We start from the raw sequence: 14,634 nt of genomic DNA, 5'->3' as shown, positions 1-14,634 counted from the left end.
TGGGGGGATCCCCGGGCGGGCCGGGCCGCCGGCAGGGGGGCGGGCGCGGGGGGGGCGGGACGCCCCACGCGGCGGCCGGGGTATGGGCGGGAGGGCAACGGGCCCCGCCCCGCCCCGCCCGGGCTGGGGGGGGGGGGGGAGGGGGGGGGGGGGGGCACCCAGGGGGGGGGGGGGTCCCTTAAGGGAGGCCCCCCCCCCCCTAGGCCCCCCGCCACTCCCCCTCGACCCAAGTCCCGCGCACCGTCAGATCCGGCCGCAGCAGCACCAGATCGGCCCGCCAGCCGGGCGCGATCCGGCCGCGCTCGCTCGCCATTCCCAAGAACTCGGCCGGATAAAGCGACGCCATCCGCAGCGATTCCTCCAGCGGCAGGCCGATCAACGTCCCGGCGTTGCGCACCGCCGTCGCCATGTCGAGATCGGCCCCCGCCAGAGTGCCGTCGGCCAGCACCAGCCGTCCGTCGCGCCGGTAGATCGTCCGCCCGTTCAGCTCGAAGCGATCCGCATCGGTACCGGTCGGCGGCATGGCGTCGGTCACCAGCATCATCCGGCCCCGCGGCCGGGCGGCCAGCGCCGCGCGCATCATCAGCGGATGGACGTGGTGGCCGTCGGCGATCAGCCCGCACCAGGGCCGCCCGTCGCCCAGCGCCGCCCCGGCCGGGCCGGGCTGGCGGTTGGCGATGCCGGGCATGGCGTTGTAGAGGTGCGTCACCCCGCGCACACCGAGATCGAAGGCATCCACCACCCGCTCGGCGCTCGCCATCGTGTGGCCGACCGACAGGATCACCCCCGCCGCCATCAGCCGGGACAGCGCCGCGTCGTCCACGCATTCCGGCGCCAGGGTCAGCAGCACCCGGCCGCCCGGCATCCGCGCCGGCAGCCCGCCGATGAAGTCGAGATCGCCCTCGTCCGGCGCGCGCACGAAGCGCGGGTCATGGGCGCCGACCCGCTGCGGGCTGATGAACGGCCCTTCGAAATGGATGCCCAGCACACCGCTGCCCGGCTGGGCGACCGCCGTCACCGCCGCCTCGGCGGCGGCTCGGTGGCAGTCGGGGGTGTCGGTGATGATGGTCGGCAGCAGCCCGGTGGTGCCGAAACGCCGGTGCGCCGCGGCAATGGCGAGCGTCGCTTCCGCCGTCGGCTGCTCGTTGAACAGCACGCCGCCGCCGCCATTGACCTGGATGTCGAGGAAGCCGGGCGCCAGCAGGTCGCCGGCCTCCAGCGCCACCGTCCGCTCGACGTCCGGCGGGGTACGTCCGGGGGCGACGATGTCGAGGATACGGCCGTCCTGGATCAGCAGGCTGCGGCCGTCGAGGATGGTTTCGCCCGTGAAAATCCGGGCACCGGTCAGGAGCTCTCGCATCAGACGGTCTTCGTCACTTTGGCAAGGTTGGGCGGACTGTCGGGGTCGATGCCGCGGGCCAGCGCCAGTTCATAGACCGCGCCGTAGAAGCTCTGCAATGCCGCCAGCGGCGCCGCCTCCGGCGCGATCCCCGGCAGGCTCGGCAGCAGCGTCGTTCCCGCAAGTCCAGCCTCGGTGGTGGCGACAGCGGCGCCCAGCCCGACGATGCGCTCCACCACCGCGCGGGTGTGGGGCTCCGCCGCATCGGCCTGGGTCAGGGCCAGCACCGGAAAGCCGGAGCCGACCAGCGCCAGCGGGCCATGGACCACCTCCGCCGCGCTGAAGGCCTCGGCGTGCAGACGGCAGGTTTCCTTGAACTTCAGCGCCATCTCCAGCGCCGCACCGAAACCGACTCCGCGCCCCAGCACATACAGGTTCCGCACGGTGGCGAGCGGCATCAGCGCCGGCTTCCAGTCCAGCGCCCTGGCTGCCTCCAGCGTGTCGGGCAAGGCCGCCAGCGTTGCCTTCAAAGCCGGATCGTCCTGCCAGTGCGCCACCAGTTGCAGATAGGCGGCCAGCGAGGCGATGCAGGATTTCGTCGCGGCGACGCTGCGCTCCGGCCCGGCCGCCAGCGGCAGGAAATGGTCGCACATCTCCGCCAGCGGCGAGTCCTCGGCATTGACGAAGCCGACCACCCGCGCACCGCCGGCCTTCGCCGCCTCCACCAGCCGCAGCAGGTCCGGGCTGCGGCCCGACTGCGAAACGGCGATGAACAGCGCCCCCTCCAGGCTGAGATGCCCGCCATAGACCGAGGCGATGGACGGCCCGATGGAGGCCACCGCCCGCCCGATCCGCGTCTCGATCAGATATTTGCCGTAGGCCGAGGCATGGTCGGAACTGCCGCGGGCGCAGGTGACGACGAAGCGCGGCGGCTCGCGGCGCAGCCGTTCGCCCAGTTCGGCGAAGCCGGCGCCACAACGCTCGATCTGCCGGGCCACCGCGGCGGGGGCCTCCGCCGCCTCCACCGCCATCAGCGGGGTGGAGCGGGAGGTGTTGAACTCTGGACTGCCCTGATCGGTCATGGCGGCGCTCGCGATTGACTGGTATAGATACCAATGTAAGACCTTCTTGCACCGGAGGCCAGCGTCCATTGGTGGAATCTCATCACGACAGCCGCCGCAATGCGGAAAAGAAAAGCGGCGCGACCCGGGAAAGGTCACGCCGCACGATAAAACCACTCAAATACCAGACAAGATGCCCGCTATTCGGCGGCACGCCGTCCGCCCGGCAGCATGCCGGTCATCGCGCCCGCCAGCGCGTCGGCATCGTTGCCGACGATCAGGTCCAGCCCGTTGGCGCCCAGTCCCATCACCGCGCGCACGCCGGCCCGCTTCAGCGCCTCGGCATTCGCCTTGCCGACATCGCTCAACTCGACCCGCAGACGGGTGATGGCGAATCCGGCCACCTCCTTGATGTTGCCGGCGCCGCCCAGCGCCTCGGCGATGCGGGCGGCACGGTCGGCCGGGACCGGCGCCGCGGCCGGAGCAGAGGCGGGCTTCGCCACGACCGGAGCCGCCACGGCGGCGGGACCGTCGGCTTCCGCGCCGGCGCTGTGCAGATACTCCTGCATCTCCGTCTTCAGGTTCTCCGACAGGGTGCCGAACACCGCCTGCACGCTGTCGCGCACCCGCAGGACGCCGGACGCCCCCATGCCTCGCAGCTTGCCGTCATCGACGCGGGCCGGGTCCTTCACCACCACGCGCAGGCGGGTGATGCAGGCGTCCAGATTGCTGATGTTGCCACGCCCGCCGAAGGCCAGGACGAGGTCGCGCGCCCGCTCGCTGCCGGTGGCCGTGCTGACGCTTTCCTCCGTCGCGTCCTCGCGGCCGGGAGTCTTCAGGTTCAGCGCCAGGATGGTGTAGCGGAACACGACATAGTAGATCGCCGCGTAGACCGGCCCAAGGATCAGCACCAGCCACCATTTCTGCGACAGCGGGCTGAGCGCGTTGAACAGCACGAAGTCGATGCCGCCCTGCGAGAAGGTGAAGCCCATATGGGCGCCGAGCGAGTTCATGATGAACTGCGAGGTCGCCGCCAGCACCGCATGGATCAGGTACAGCACCGGCGCCAGGAACAGGAAGCTGAACTCGATGGGTTCCGTGATGCCGGTCAGGAAGGAGGTCAGTGCCGCGGACACCATGATGCCGCCGACGCGCACCCGGTTCTCCGGCTTGGCGGTGTGCCACATGGCGATGGCCGCGGCCGGCAGGCCGAACATCTTGAACAGGAAGGCGCCGGACAGGATACCGGCGGTCGGGTCGCCGGCGAAATAGCGGGCGATGTCGCCATGGACCACCTGCCCGGCGGCGTTCTGGAAGGACCCGATCTCGAAGAAGAAGGGCACGTTCCAGATGTGGTGCAGACCGAAGGGGATCAGCAGACGTTCGACGAAGCCGTAGATGGTCGCGGCCAGACGCGGATCGTTCACCGCCGCCCAGCGCGAGAAGCTGTTGATGCCCTCCTGCACCGGCGGCCAGACCACCGACAGCACGATGCCGAGCACGATGGCGGCCAGTGCCGTGATGATCGGCACGAACCGCTTGCCGGCGAAGAAGCCGAGATAGGCCGGAAGCGCGATCTTGTAGAAGCGGTTGAACATCGCCGCCGCCAGCCCGCCGGCCAGGATGCCGCCGAACACGCCGGTTTCCATCGACTTGATGCCCATGATGGTCTTCGGCTCCATGCCCCAGACCCCGGTCATCACGCCCAGCGTGGCGAGCATCACGATATAGCCGATGGTGGCGGCGATGGCCGACACGCCGTCATTCTCGGTGTAGCCCAGCGCCACACCGATGGCGAAGATCAGCGGCAGGTTGCCGAAGATCACGTCGCCGGAATTCTTCATCAGCATCGACAGCAGCGGCGGCATCCATTCGAAGTTCGCCGCGCCGATACCCAGCAGCAGACCGGCGACGGGAAGAACCGCCACCGGCAACATCAGCGACTTGCCGATTTTCTGTAGAAACGCAAAGGGGTTCATTGCCATGGCGGCTCTCCCGCAAATTGTCCGGCGGCGGCGACATCCTGGGTTCCGGATGGGTCGGCCCTGGGTGGGAATACAACCTGACCCATGCTCGGGTTTCACGACATAGGCGACATAGCGTGCCGGGCAAGCTTGCGGCTTATCCCCGATGCGCCATGCGGGGCGCGGATTGGCCGCAGGCTTCCGCCTTTCCCGGACGGGATCTTTCGATAACATATGACGAGAATTGCGCTTGGGCTATGCGGCGTCTGCGCACAGACGGCGTCCGATACAGGAGACGCCCGCCAGGGGATGCCCGCTGCGGTCTAGCGATAAGAAAAGAGGACCGAACCACATGACCGCGATCACGCTTGCAGCTCCGCTGGCCGGATGGGCCATGCCGCTGTCCGAGGTGCCCGATCCCGCTTTCGCCCAGGGGTTGGTCGGAACCGGCATGGCCATCGACCCCACGGTGAACGAGTTGCGCAGCCCCTGCGACGGCACCGTGCTGTCGATCCACCGGGCGCGCCATGCCTGCACCGTCCGCACCGCCAGCGGAGCGGAAATTCTGCTGCATCTGGGGGTCGACACCGTCGGCCTGAACGGCGAGGGCTTCACCGCCCATGTCCGGGACGGGCAATCGGTGAAGACCGGCGACCGCCTGATCAGCTTCGACATGGATCTGGTGGGAAGCCGGGCGCAGAGCCTCGTCAGCATGATGGTCGTCGTGAATGACGGCTACACCGTCGACGGCCAGTCGGTGGATCGCGAGATCGCCACCGGCGACGCGGCGATGACCGTTCATGGCGGCAGCGGCGCCGATGCCGGACTCCCCGCCGCCGGCCCCGACTCGGCAGAAGAGGGCGATGGAGAGACCGGCGAGCGGACTGTTATGCTGCCCATCGCCAACGGGCTTCATGCCCGCCCGGCCGCGGCCCTGGTCGCCGCGACCAAGGCCTATCCCGGCACGGTCACCATCCACTGCCGCGACCGCCGCGCGAACGCCAAGAGCGTTGTCGCCCTGATGGGACTCGGCACCGTGCTCGGCGACCGGCTGACGGTGAGCGCCGCCGGTCCCGGCGCCCAGGACATGGCGGAAAGCATCGCCGTGCTGATCGAGGGCGGGCTGGGCGACCCGGTCGTCGCCGGTGCCGGTTCGCTGGCCGCGCCGGCGACAAACCCCACCGCCCCCACATCGATCTCGGCCCCGGCCCAGCCGGCCGCCGAGGAAGAGGTCGGCCCCCCCTTCGCCCCCGGCGAAGAGGTTCTGCTGAAGGGCACCATCGCCGTGCCGGGACAGGCGGCCGGCACCGTCGTCCGCCGGTTCCGCACCACTGTGCGCGTGGTCGAACAGGGCGCCGGCCTGGATATCGAGGAGCCGCGCCTGCGCCGGGCGCTGGAGCAAGTCGTCGCCGGTCTGGCTCACTCCGCCCAGCGGATGCCCGAACACGCCGCCATCTTCCAGGCCCACCGCGAGCTGCTGGACGATCCGGAGCTGCTGGACGGCGCGCTCGCCGACATCCGGGCCGGCAAGAGCGCCGAATGGTCCTGGCAACGCACGGCGCGCCTCCAGGCCGACGCCCTGGCCGCCCTCGCCGATCCCCGCATGGCCGAACGCGCCGCCGACCTGCGCGACCTTGAACAGCAGGTGCTGGCCGCCCTGTCCGGCAAGGGGCCCGACGTCGGGCTGGCCGAATTGCCGGCGGGCAGCATCGTCCTGGCCGACGAGATCCTGCCCTCCGACCTCGCCGGCGTGCCGGCCGGACGGCTGGCCGGCATCGGCATGGCGCATGGCGGCCCGACCTCCCACGCCGTCATCCTGGCGGCTGCGCTGGGCGTGCCCACCGTGGTGGCGCTGGGCCGGCAGGCGGAGCGGGTGCCGGACGGCGCCCCTGTGGTGATCGACGGCAACCGCGGCGAGCTGCTGGTCTTCCCGCCGGAGGACACGCTGGCGGCGACCCGGACCGCCGTCGCCGCCCGCACGGCGCGCCGCGAGGAGAACCGCCTCACCTCCCGCGAGGACTGCCGGATGGCCGACGGCACGCGGATCGAGGTGTTCGCCAATCTGGGCCGGGTCAGCGACGCCCCCGGCGCGGTGGTGGAGGGTGCGGAGGGCTGCGGCCTGCTGCGCACCGAGTTCCTGTTCCTGGAACGCCAATCCGCTCCGACCGAGGATGAGCAGTACCAGCAATACCAGCAGATCGCCGATGCGCTGGAAGGCCGGCCGCTGGTGATCCGCACGCTGGATGTCGGCGGCGACAAGCCGCTGTCCTACCTGCCCCTGCCGAAGGAGGAGAACCCGGTGCTCGGCCTGCGCGGCGTCCGCGTGGGCTTGCGCGAACCGGAGCTTCTGCGGGCGCAGATCCGCGCCATCCTGCGGGTGAAGCCGGCCGGCGTCTGCCGCATCATGGTGCCGATGATCGCCTCGCCGTCTGAACTCCAGGCGGTGCGGGCGATGGTGGATGAGGAGCGGGCAAAGCTCAGCCGGGCCGAACCCATCGAACTGGGGGCGATGATCGAGGTGCCGGCCGCCGCCCTGATCGCCGACCGCATCGGCGCGGTGGCCGACTTCCTGTCCATCGGCACCAACGACCTGACCCAGTATGTGCTGGCGATGGACCGCGGCAACCCGCATGTGGCGGCCCAGCTCGACGCGCTGCATCCGGGCGTGCTGCGGCTGATCCGCCTTGCGGTGATGGGGGCGAAAACCAACGACCGGGTGGTCGCGGTGTGCGGCGGCTCCGCCTCCGACCCGATGGCGGCGCCACTGCTGATCGGCCTCGGCGTCACCGAACTGTCGGCCACCCCGGCGGTGATCGCCGACCTGAAGGCGTTCATCCGCACCCTGCGCATGGAGGATTGCCGCCGCGTCGCCGAAGCCGCCCTCGGCACCGACAGCGCCGAAGAGGTCCGCCGGCTGGTCGCGGAGACCTGGCCGGCGCTTTGATGCCCTGAAACGGAAAAAGCCGGCAGCCCATCGCTGGGCGTGCCGGCTTTTCGATGCACTATCGAAGAACCGTCACACCCGACCGGCCATCAGCAGCACCGCCGCTGCCTGCCGGCCGCCATGCCAGCGGGCTGCACTCCGGGCGGCGGTGCGCATCGCGGCGATACCGATCAGCGATGCGGCGACGAACAACCCCGGCGTCAGGTCGCCGCGCATCAGCAGCGCCGCCCCCAACCCGACGATCAGCACGCGATAGACCGTTTCGCAGAAGCCCAGCCCGGCGAGGAAGCCGTCGGTGCAGCCGAAGCTGTCGGCACCGGCCAGCCGGGCGAGCTGCGACTGCCCGCCCGCGGCATGCGCCGGCCCGGTCGCCCCCACCGCGATCATCGCCGCCAGCGCCGCGACTCCGGCCAGCGCCATGGCACCCATCAGCGGGCTCACCAGCGCCAGCACCGCCAGATGGACCGGCGCCCACGCCGCCTCCAGCACCCACAGACGCTGCAACCACCCGGTGGCGGCACCCGATGGCACCAGCCGCGCCAGCTCCCGCGATTGCGCGAACTCCAGCATCGCATGCAGGGCGAACAGGCTCAGCGCCACAGCCACCAGCAGAAGAAGGCTGCCGTCATCGCTCCCTACCCACAGGGCGTCCTGCAACGGCCGGGCATACAGCGCGCTGCCGGCCACCAGCAGGTTCGCCGCCACCCCGAACAGGCAGCTGCGGATCAAAGCGGACCGGTTGGTGACCGCGTGACGGGCGATGGACGACGCCATGTCGGACGCTCGCGTTCGGAAGGGAAGGACCGGCGGCAGGCTCTGCGTCCCGCGCGCCATGGCGGGGGGCGGACAGTCCCGGCCGGCGGGCTGATGGGCGGACTTGCTGGCGGGCTGATGATCGAACGATGACAGGCTCATGCGGGCTACGGCCGGACGGCCGCTCCTTAAACCTTGGCGGACCTCGGCGGTCCTCATGAAACTGCGCAGCCACGGCGACCGTCGCATGTCCGGCATGATGCGTGGGAAAATTTCCCACATCAAGCGAAAAGGTGATTCCCTTTCCCTTCCGCCGCGCTATTGTCACATCGATCCTCACATCGATGCAGGACCTAGCCCCCAACCGCCGGAGTGTCAGGCGCGTGCCGATCCGCAGCCCCGAACCAGACCGCCCGACAGTGGCCGGCAGCACCGGGGCGGCACCGCCGCCGGCGCTGCTGACGGCGGTGCGCCGGCTGCTGGTCCCGCTGGTGCGGACGCTGATCGGCTTCGGCATCTCCTGGCCGATGCTGGCGAACCTTCTGAAGTCGGTGTATGTCGAGGTGGCGGAGCGCGGCTTCGCGCTGCCCGGAAAGCCGATGACCGACAGCCGCATCACCCTGCTGACCGGCGTCCACCGCAAGGACGTCAGCCAGATCCGCAGCGCGCCGCCGGTCGCGGAGCAGGCCGCCGCTGCCGCCCCGTCGCTGGGCGCCCAGGTGCTGAGCCGCTGGCTGACCGAAGCCGCCTTCCTCGACGCCGACGGCCGCCCCCGCCCCCTGCCCCGCGTTTCCGACGGCGAACCCGGCTTCGAAACACTGGTGACCGGCATCAGCAAGGACATCCGCCCGCGCGCCCTGCTGGACGAGCTTCTGCATGCCGGACTGGTGACAGAGCGGCCGGACGGGCTGCTCGACCTTGCCGAGGCGGCGCATGTGCCGCGCGGCGACCTGGACAAGCTCGCCTACTATTACGGCCGCAACCTTGCCGACCATCTGGCGGCGTCCGGTCACAATCTGGCGGGCGGCGCGCCGCCATTCCTGGAGCGGGCGCTCGCCTACGACCGGCTCAGCCCCGACTCCATTGCCGTCCTGCGGCGGGAGGCCGACCGGCTGGGAATGGCGATGCTGGTCGAACTGAACCGCTTGGCGGCCGATCTCGCCGATGGCGACGCCGGCCGCGACGACGCCGGACACCGCTTCACCGCCGGACTCTACCTCTATGACGAGGAAGAGGCGGCCGATCCTGCGCGGCACGATCCCGGGTCCGGCGAGGGAGCGGCGGCATCGTGACCCGCAAGTCCACCCCCCTTGCCCGCATGCTGCTGCTGACGCTGATGCTGGCCGCCGCCGGCTGCGGTCCTTCCCCCAACCGGGACGGCGGAGTGGCGGACGGCAAACTATCGGACCGCGGCATCGGAGGGACCGGTGTTTCCATCGCCGACCGCGGCATCGGAGGGACCGGCATCGTCGGAACCGTCACAGCCTTCGGCAGCGTCTGGGTCAACGGCCTGCGGGTCGATCTGCCGCCGACGACCCAGGTGCGGATCGAAGGCCGGCCGGCCCAGCCCGGCGACGTGCGGATCGGCCAGACGGTCGCCATGACCGCCGCCCCGGGCGGACCGACCGGCCTGACGGCGCAGACACTGGAGGTGCGCTTTGCCGTCGCCGGTCCGGTGGAACGGACGACGGCCGGCGGCGCCCCCAGCGCCGTGGTGTTGGGACAGCGCATCGACCTCGCCGACGCGGAGGGCACCACCGCGCTCACCCCCGGACGCTGGGTCGCGATCTCGGGCCTGCGCCGGCCGGATGGCGTGATCGACGCCAGCCGCGTCGATCCCTGGGAGCCGGCGCGCGGCTGGGTCCTGCGCGGACGGCTGGACTCGGTGACACCGAAGACGCTGACCGTTGCCGGGCTGACGCTGTCCCGCGGCCGGAGCCTGACCGGCGCCCTCCCGGCGGTGAGCAGCCTTGTGCGCGTCGCCGGCAAGCCCGATCCCGCCGCGGCGCTCGCGGTGGAGGCCGACCCCTTCAACCCCTTCGGCAGCACGGTCAGCGCCCTGTCGATCGAAACCTATGTCGATGCTTCCGGGCAGACGACGAGTCCGGGCGGCCCGCGCATCGGCCGGCCCGACGGCGAAGCCGTGCCTGCGCGTGTGGTGATCGACAGCGTGGTGACGTCCGGCGGTGGAATCGACCGCAGCCGGTCCTTCGGCGCCCAACGCCTGGGTGGCCGCTCGCTCGACGGCGCCGATCCCGCCGCCCGCGCCGCCGGGCTGGCACGGGCGGGCATGCGTCCCGACGGCCCGCAGGGGCCGGACGCACCGGGCATGGAGGGGCCGGACGGTCCGCCCGACGGCGTGCGCACCCATCCGGGATGGGGGGGACCACCCACCCCTTATGGCGGCCCCTATGGCGGGCCGGCCGCCGGCCAGCGTCCCGCTGCCGGCCCCAACTCCGGCCCGGACGGCAGCTCCGCCTCCGGCCCCGCCCGTGCGGCCAGTCCGCCCTCTTCCACGGACGCCTCGCGGGAGTCCACCGCTGCCCCGACCGGCGGCGGGTTCGGCGGAGGATTTGGCGGTCCCGGCCGGGGACGGGGTTCCATGCCGGGCGATGGCGGTTCGCCCCACGGCGGCCCGAGAGGAGGATTTGGCGGAGGTTTCGGTGGTGGGCCGGATGGGGGTCGCGGCGGGCATTTTTGATTAAGCACAGCGACCGATGCGTGCAAATAACCCGACACCCTGGACTTAAGCATTTATTTTGAAAGCCTGGAAGACGCCTTTGACCCTGTTCACAAGGCGCTGCGGCATTTTGATCCACATTTGGATTTTGCCTGCATTCCTGAACTCGTCCGCATTAGCATATTAATATATCAACGTCGGAGGAAAGCCGTCGCGGAAGACCGGCGCCATTGTCAATCGGGGCTGAACCGAAACCGCAAAGTCGGTTTCCATTATCGTCTTCGGTTTAGGCCCTAACCGTTTTCAAGTTTCGCCCGTTCAACCGGCCCGCCCTGGCAGGGGGGAACGGTGTCGCGCCGTCCGCAGCGGCTCCAACTCTTCGCACAGACAGGACCAGACCATGATCTCGCTCCTTTCGCGGCTGTCGATCCGCGCCACCCTTGGACTCGTCGTCGCCGCGCTGGGGCTGTTGCTGATCGCCACCAGCAGTGTCACGCTGATCGACGTCGTCGACCGCACCCGCAACGCCCAGCGTGTCGCCACGCTCAGCGAGACCAGCCGCGACCTGCTGCGCACGCTGCTGGCGATCCGGCTGGAACGCGGACTGGTCGGCCCGGCGCTGGGGGCGGAGGAGCCGGCCGGCGACGCCGAACTGCGCGACATCGCCGCCAACCGCACGGTGGCGGAAAGCGGCTATGCCGCCATCGCCGCCAAGCTGGACACGCTCGACCTGCCCGGCCTGCCGGCCGCGGCCTCGACGCTGCGCGCCACCCACGACACGCTGGCCGCCCTGCGCCGGCAAGCCGATGGCGCGCTGCGCCAGCGCAAACCCGCCCGCGATCCGGCGGTGGCGGAGGCCTGGGCGACGGCGCCCGTCGCCTATCTCGACGCGCTGACCGCCGCGACCGATCTGCTGGACGGATCGCTGAAACTGGCCGATCCGATGATCGACCATCTGCTGGGCATCAAGCGCGCCGCCTGGAACACCCGGCTGAATGCCGGCGGCATGGCGCTGCGCATCCAGACCGCGGTCGCCACGGGCCAAGCCTGGACACCGGCCGATGCGCAGGCGGTGGCGGAGGCCATCGGCCGCACCGGTCAGGCCTGGGCCCTGGTCAGGGAATCGGCCTCCCGTCCCGATACGCCCGGCCAGATCCGCGAGGCGGTCGAAAAGGCCAAGGTGAATTTCGAAGGCCCGCTGGTCGAACAGCGCAAGGCGGTGCTCGCGGCCCTGGCCGAAGGCCGCAAGTCTCCGGTGGAGATCGGCACCCTGCGCCAGCAGGACACCGCCAGCCAGGGCTACATCGTCGACGCCGCCCTGGCGGCGGTGGACCGCATGGTCGTCCGTTCCGATGCGCAGGCGGCGCGTGCGACTCAGGATGCCGTCATCGCCGGCCTGCTGGTGGTGGCCGCCGTGCTGCTGACCGTCATCGGCATGGTCGTCGCCAAGCGCCGGGTCAGCGATCCGATCCGCTCGATGACCGAGGCGATGCGGCGTCTGGCCGACCGCGACATGGCCGTCACCATCCCCGGCCTGGGCCGCGCCGACGAGATCGGCGGCATGGCGGCGACCGTCACCGTCTTCCGCGACAGCATGTTGACCGCCGACCGTCTTGCGGCGGAGCAGGCCCGCGAACAAGCCGCCAAGGAGGCGCGGGCCGCCCGGCTCGAGGCGCTGATGCGCGATTTCGACGCCAAGGCGATGCACATCGTCGAGACGGTGGCCTCGGCCGCCACCGAGATGCAGGGCACCGCCGGTGCGATGTCAACCACCGCCTCGCAGGCCAGCGCGCAGGCGACCGCTGTCGCCGCGGCTTCCGAACAGGCGTCCGTCAACGTGCAGACCGTGGCGTCGGCGACCGAGGAGCTGTCGGCCTCCATCCTGGAGATCGGCCGGCAGATCGCCGCCTCCACCCGCATCTCGGGCGAGGCGGTGACCCAGGCCGAACGGACCAACAGCACCATGCGCACGCTGGTGGAGGCGGCCGACCAGATCGGCCATGTGGTGGAGATGATCAACACCATCGCGGCGCAGACCAACCTGCTGGCGCTCAACGCCACCATCGAAGCCGCCCGCGCCGGGGAGGCCGGCAAGGGCTTCGCCGTCGTCGCCGGCGAGGTGAAGGCGCTGGCCAGCCAGACCGCCCGCGCCACAGACGAGATTCAGGCCAAGGTGAAGGAGATCCAGCAGGCGACCGGCGGCGCCCAGGACGCCATCCACGGCATCGGCCAGACCATCGGCCGCATCAGCGAGATCACCACCACCATCGCCGCCGCCATCGAGGAACAGGGCGCCGCCACCCGCGACATCGCCGGCAACGTCACGGAGGCCGCGCGCGGCACCACGGAGGTTTCCTCCACCATCGTCGGCGTCAACCACGCGGTGCTGGAGACCGGCTCCGCCGCCACCGAGGTGCTGGACGCCGCCAGCAGCCTTGCCCGCGAGGCCGAAACCCTGCGCGGCGAGGTGACCTCCTTCATCACCGCCGTGCGGGCGGCGTGACGCCGGTTCCCGTCGTCGGTCCGGCCAGCATGGTTTCCTGCACCGCCATCACCGCGGCGCCGATCACCCCGGCGCTCTCGACCTCCGGCACATACTGGATGTCGAGATGCCGGGTGGAGAGGGCGAGCGAGCGCTGATAGACGCTCTGCCGGATCGAGGCCAGCAGCAGCGGTCCGATCCGCGCCACGCCGCCGCCGATGAAGATGTGCGACGGATTGAAGAAGTTCACCACGGCGGCCAGCATCCGCCCGATATGGCCGCCGGCCTGCTGGACGATGGCGGTGGCCGCCGCATCCCCCGCTCGGCTGGCGTTGCCGAGATCGACCGTCGTCAGCGCGCCGTTGCGCTCCAGCAACTCCATCAGCCGCGGGCTTTCCCCGCCCCGCGCCGCCTCCTCCGCCATGCGTGCGATGGCCGGTCCGGCCGCCATCGCCTCGACGCAGCCGGCGTTGCCGCAATGGCAGACCGGCCCCTGCGGATCGACGCAGATATGGCCGACGTCGCCCGCCGACCCGTCCCGCCCGCGATAGACCAAGCCGTGGCAGATGATGCCGCAGCCGATGCCGGTGCCGATCTTGATCACCAGGAAGTTCTGAAGCTGTCCACGCAGGCGCCAGTGCGTGCCCAGCGCCATGATGTTCACATCGTTGTCGACGAAGACCGGGGCGGCATACTCCTCCGCCAGGAATTCGCGGATCGAGAAGGTCTCCCACCCCGGCAGCAGCGGCGGATTGACCAGCATGCCGCTGTCGAAGGCGACCGGACCCGGCACGCCGACGCCGATGCCCAGCACCCGGCCCGGCCCGATCCCCATCCGGTCCCGCGCCTCGCGCAGCAGGTCCCGCACCCGCCCGAACAGCACTGCCGGCCCGTCGCGGACATCCGCCGCTTCCGACCGGTGGTCCAGCACCGTCATGTCGGGGGCGAGCAGCGCCACGTCGATGCTGGTGGCGCCGATGTCGATTCCCGCCAGCACCCCCATCCGGTGGCTCAGCCGCAGCACCTCCGGTCGCCGTCCGCCCGACGAGGGCTGCACCCCGCCTTCTTCGATCAGTTCGCGCCCGATCAGGCTGGAGATCGCGAGGTTGGCCTTGCTCTTGGAAAAATCGACCGACGCCGCCAGTTCGCCCCGCGACAGGCCGCCCGCCCAGAACAGCCGCTCCAGCAAGGCGCGCTCGCCGTCCGACAGACGCTGCCAGTCAACCATCGACGAGTGCCTTTCCAAACGACGCGTGTCTCCTTCCCTATCACACCTTACCCACTTTCGCCAAATTATGTTCGAAGTCGGCCATTGTCTGTCCAAAGCAGCGGGCTTACCATCAGCCCAACGAACGAAGCGGCGTCTCCCGGCTTTCGAGCCGACGAAGGGGCGACACGCCTCGCAGTGGGA

Annotated in this window: 9 protein-coding genes; 4 read left to right on the top strand and 5 right to left on the bottom strand. The window is 70.7% G+C overall.

Annotated elements, in window-relative coordinates:
* Positions 1-199: 199 nt before the first annotated feature.
* The 3 genes from nagA to ptsG form a co-directional block, all read right to left on the bottom strand.
* Positions 200-1,360 (bottom strand): N-acetylglucosamine-6-phosphate deacetylase, encoded by a 1,161-nt coding sequence (gene nagA / locus GBZ48_RS27220; RefSeq protein ID WP_174473893.1) that lies wholly within the window; start codon positions 1,358-1,360, stop codon positions 200-202.
* Positions 1,360-2,421, bottom strand: a complete 1,062-nt coding sequence (locus GBZ48_RS27215) for an SIS domain-containing protein (RefSeq protein ID WP_174473892.1) — start codon at positions 2,419-2,421, stop codon at positions 1,360-1,362. The genes nagA and GBZ48_RS27215 overlap by 1 nt, the downstream gene beginning before the upstream one ends.
* A 179-nt stretch (positions 2,422-2,600) precedes the next feature.
* The gene (gene ptsG, locus GBZ48_RS27210; RefSeq protein ID WP_174473891.1) at positions 2,601-4,385 is read right to left on the bottom strand and encodes a PTS glucose transporter subunit IIBC; all 1,785 of its coding nucleotides are present in this window, start codon (positions 4,383-4,385) and stop codon (positions 2,601-2,603) included.
* A 331-nt stretch (positions 4,386-4,716) separates the two neighbouring features.
* On the opposite strand from ptsG, the gene ptsP reads away from it, so the two are divergent.
* The gene (ptsP, locus tag GBZ48_RS27205) at positions 4,717-7,308 is read left to right on the top strand and encodes a phosphoenolpyruvate--protein phosphotransferase (protein ID WP_174473890.1); all 2,592 of its coding nucleotides are present in this window, start codon (positions 4,717-4,719) and stop codon (positions 7,306-7,308) included.
* A gap of 72 nt (positions 7,309-7,380) precedes the next feature.
* Here the strand turns inward: ptsP and GBZ48_RS27200 are convergent, their stop codons facing one another.
* Positions 7,381-8,082 (bottom strand): hypothetical protein, encoded by a 702-nt coding sequence (locus GBZ48_RS27200; RefSeq protein ID WP_174473889.1) that lies wholly within the window; start codon positions 8,080-8,082, stop codon positions 7,381-7,383.
* A gap of 362 nt (positions 8,083-8,444) precedes the next feature.
* On the opposite strand from GBZ48_RS27200, the gene GBZ48_RS27195 reads away from it, so the two are divergent.
* From GBZ48_RS27195 to GBZ48_RS27185, 3 genes are all read left to right on the top strand, one after another.
* Positions 8,445-9,353 carry a DUF6502 family protein gene (locus GBZ48_RS27195; protein WP_174473888.1) on the top strand — a complete coding sequence of 303 codons (909 nt, stop codon included), beginning with the start codon at positions 8,445-8,447 and terminating at the stop codon, positions 9,351-9,353.
* Positions 9,350-10,762: a DUF5666 domain-containing protein gene (locus tag GBZ48_RS36805; RefSeq protein WP_211105910.1), complete on the top strand. Its 1,413-nt coding sequence runs from the start codon at positions 9,350-9,352 to the stop codon at positions 10,760-10,762. Before GBZ48_RS27195 ends, GBZ48_RS36805 begins: the two co-directional genes overlap by 4 nt.
* Positions 10,763-11,141: 379 nt before the next feature.
* Positions 11,142-13,244 (top strand): methyl-accepting chemotaxis protein, encoded by a 2,103-nt coding sequence (locus tag GBZ48_RS27185; RefSeq protein WP_174473887.1) that lies wholly within the window; start codon positions 11,142-11,144, stop codon positions 13,242-13,244.
* Here GBZ48_RS27185 and GBZ48_RS27180 read toward each other — a convergent pair.
* The gene (locus GBZ48_RS27180; protein ID WP_174473886.1) at positions 13,222-14,451 is read right to left on the bottom strand and encodes an ROK family protein; all 1,230 of its coding nucleotides are present in this window, start codon (positions 14,449-14,451) and stop codon (positions 13,222-13,224) included. The genes GBZ48_RS27185 and GBZ48_RS27180 overlap by 23 nt on opposite strands.
* Between the last annotated feature and the right edge of the window lie 183 nt (positions 14,452-14,634).

This window comes from Azospirillum melinis (genome assembly GCF_013340935.1).
Classification (GTDB): domain Bacteria; phylum Pseudomonadota; class Alphaproteobacteria; order Azospirillales; family Azospirillaceae; genus Azospirillum; species Azospirillum melinis.
Note: the sequence above shows the minus strand (reverse complement) of the source record. Positions and strands in the feature narration are given on the sequence as shown.

Excerpts from the sequence above, each read along its gene's own strand:
- nagA (WP_174473893.1), bottom strand. The coding sequence starts at position 1,360 with ATGCGAGAGCTCCTGACCGGTGCCCGGATTTTCACGGGCGAAACCATC.
- GBZ48_RS27215 (WP_174473892.1), bottom strand. The coding sequence starts at position 2,421 with ATGACCGATCAGGGCAGTCCAGAGTTCAACACCTCCCGCTCCACCCCG.
- ptsG (WP_174473891.1), bottom strand. The coding sequence starts at position 4,385 with ATGGCAATGAACCCCTTTGCGTTTCTACAGAAAATCGGCAAGTCGCTG.
- ptsP (WP_174473890.1), top strand. The coding sequence starts at position 4,717 with ATGACCGCGATCACGCTTGCAGCTCCGCTGGCCGGATGGGCCATGCCG.
- GBZ48_RS27200 (WP_174473889.1), bottom strand. The coding sequence starts at position 8,082 with ATGGCGTCGTCCATCGCCCGTCACGCGGTCACCAACCGGTCCGCTTTG.
- GBZ48_RS27185 (WP_174473887.1), top strand. The coding sequence starts at position 11,142 with ATGATCTCGCTCCTTTCGCGGCTGTCGATCCGCGCCACCCTTGGACTC.
- GBZ48_RS27180 (WP_174473886.1), bottom strand. The coding sequence starts at position 14,451 with ATGGTTGACTGGCAGCGTCTGTCGGACGGCGAGCGCGCCTTGCTGGAG.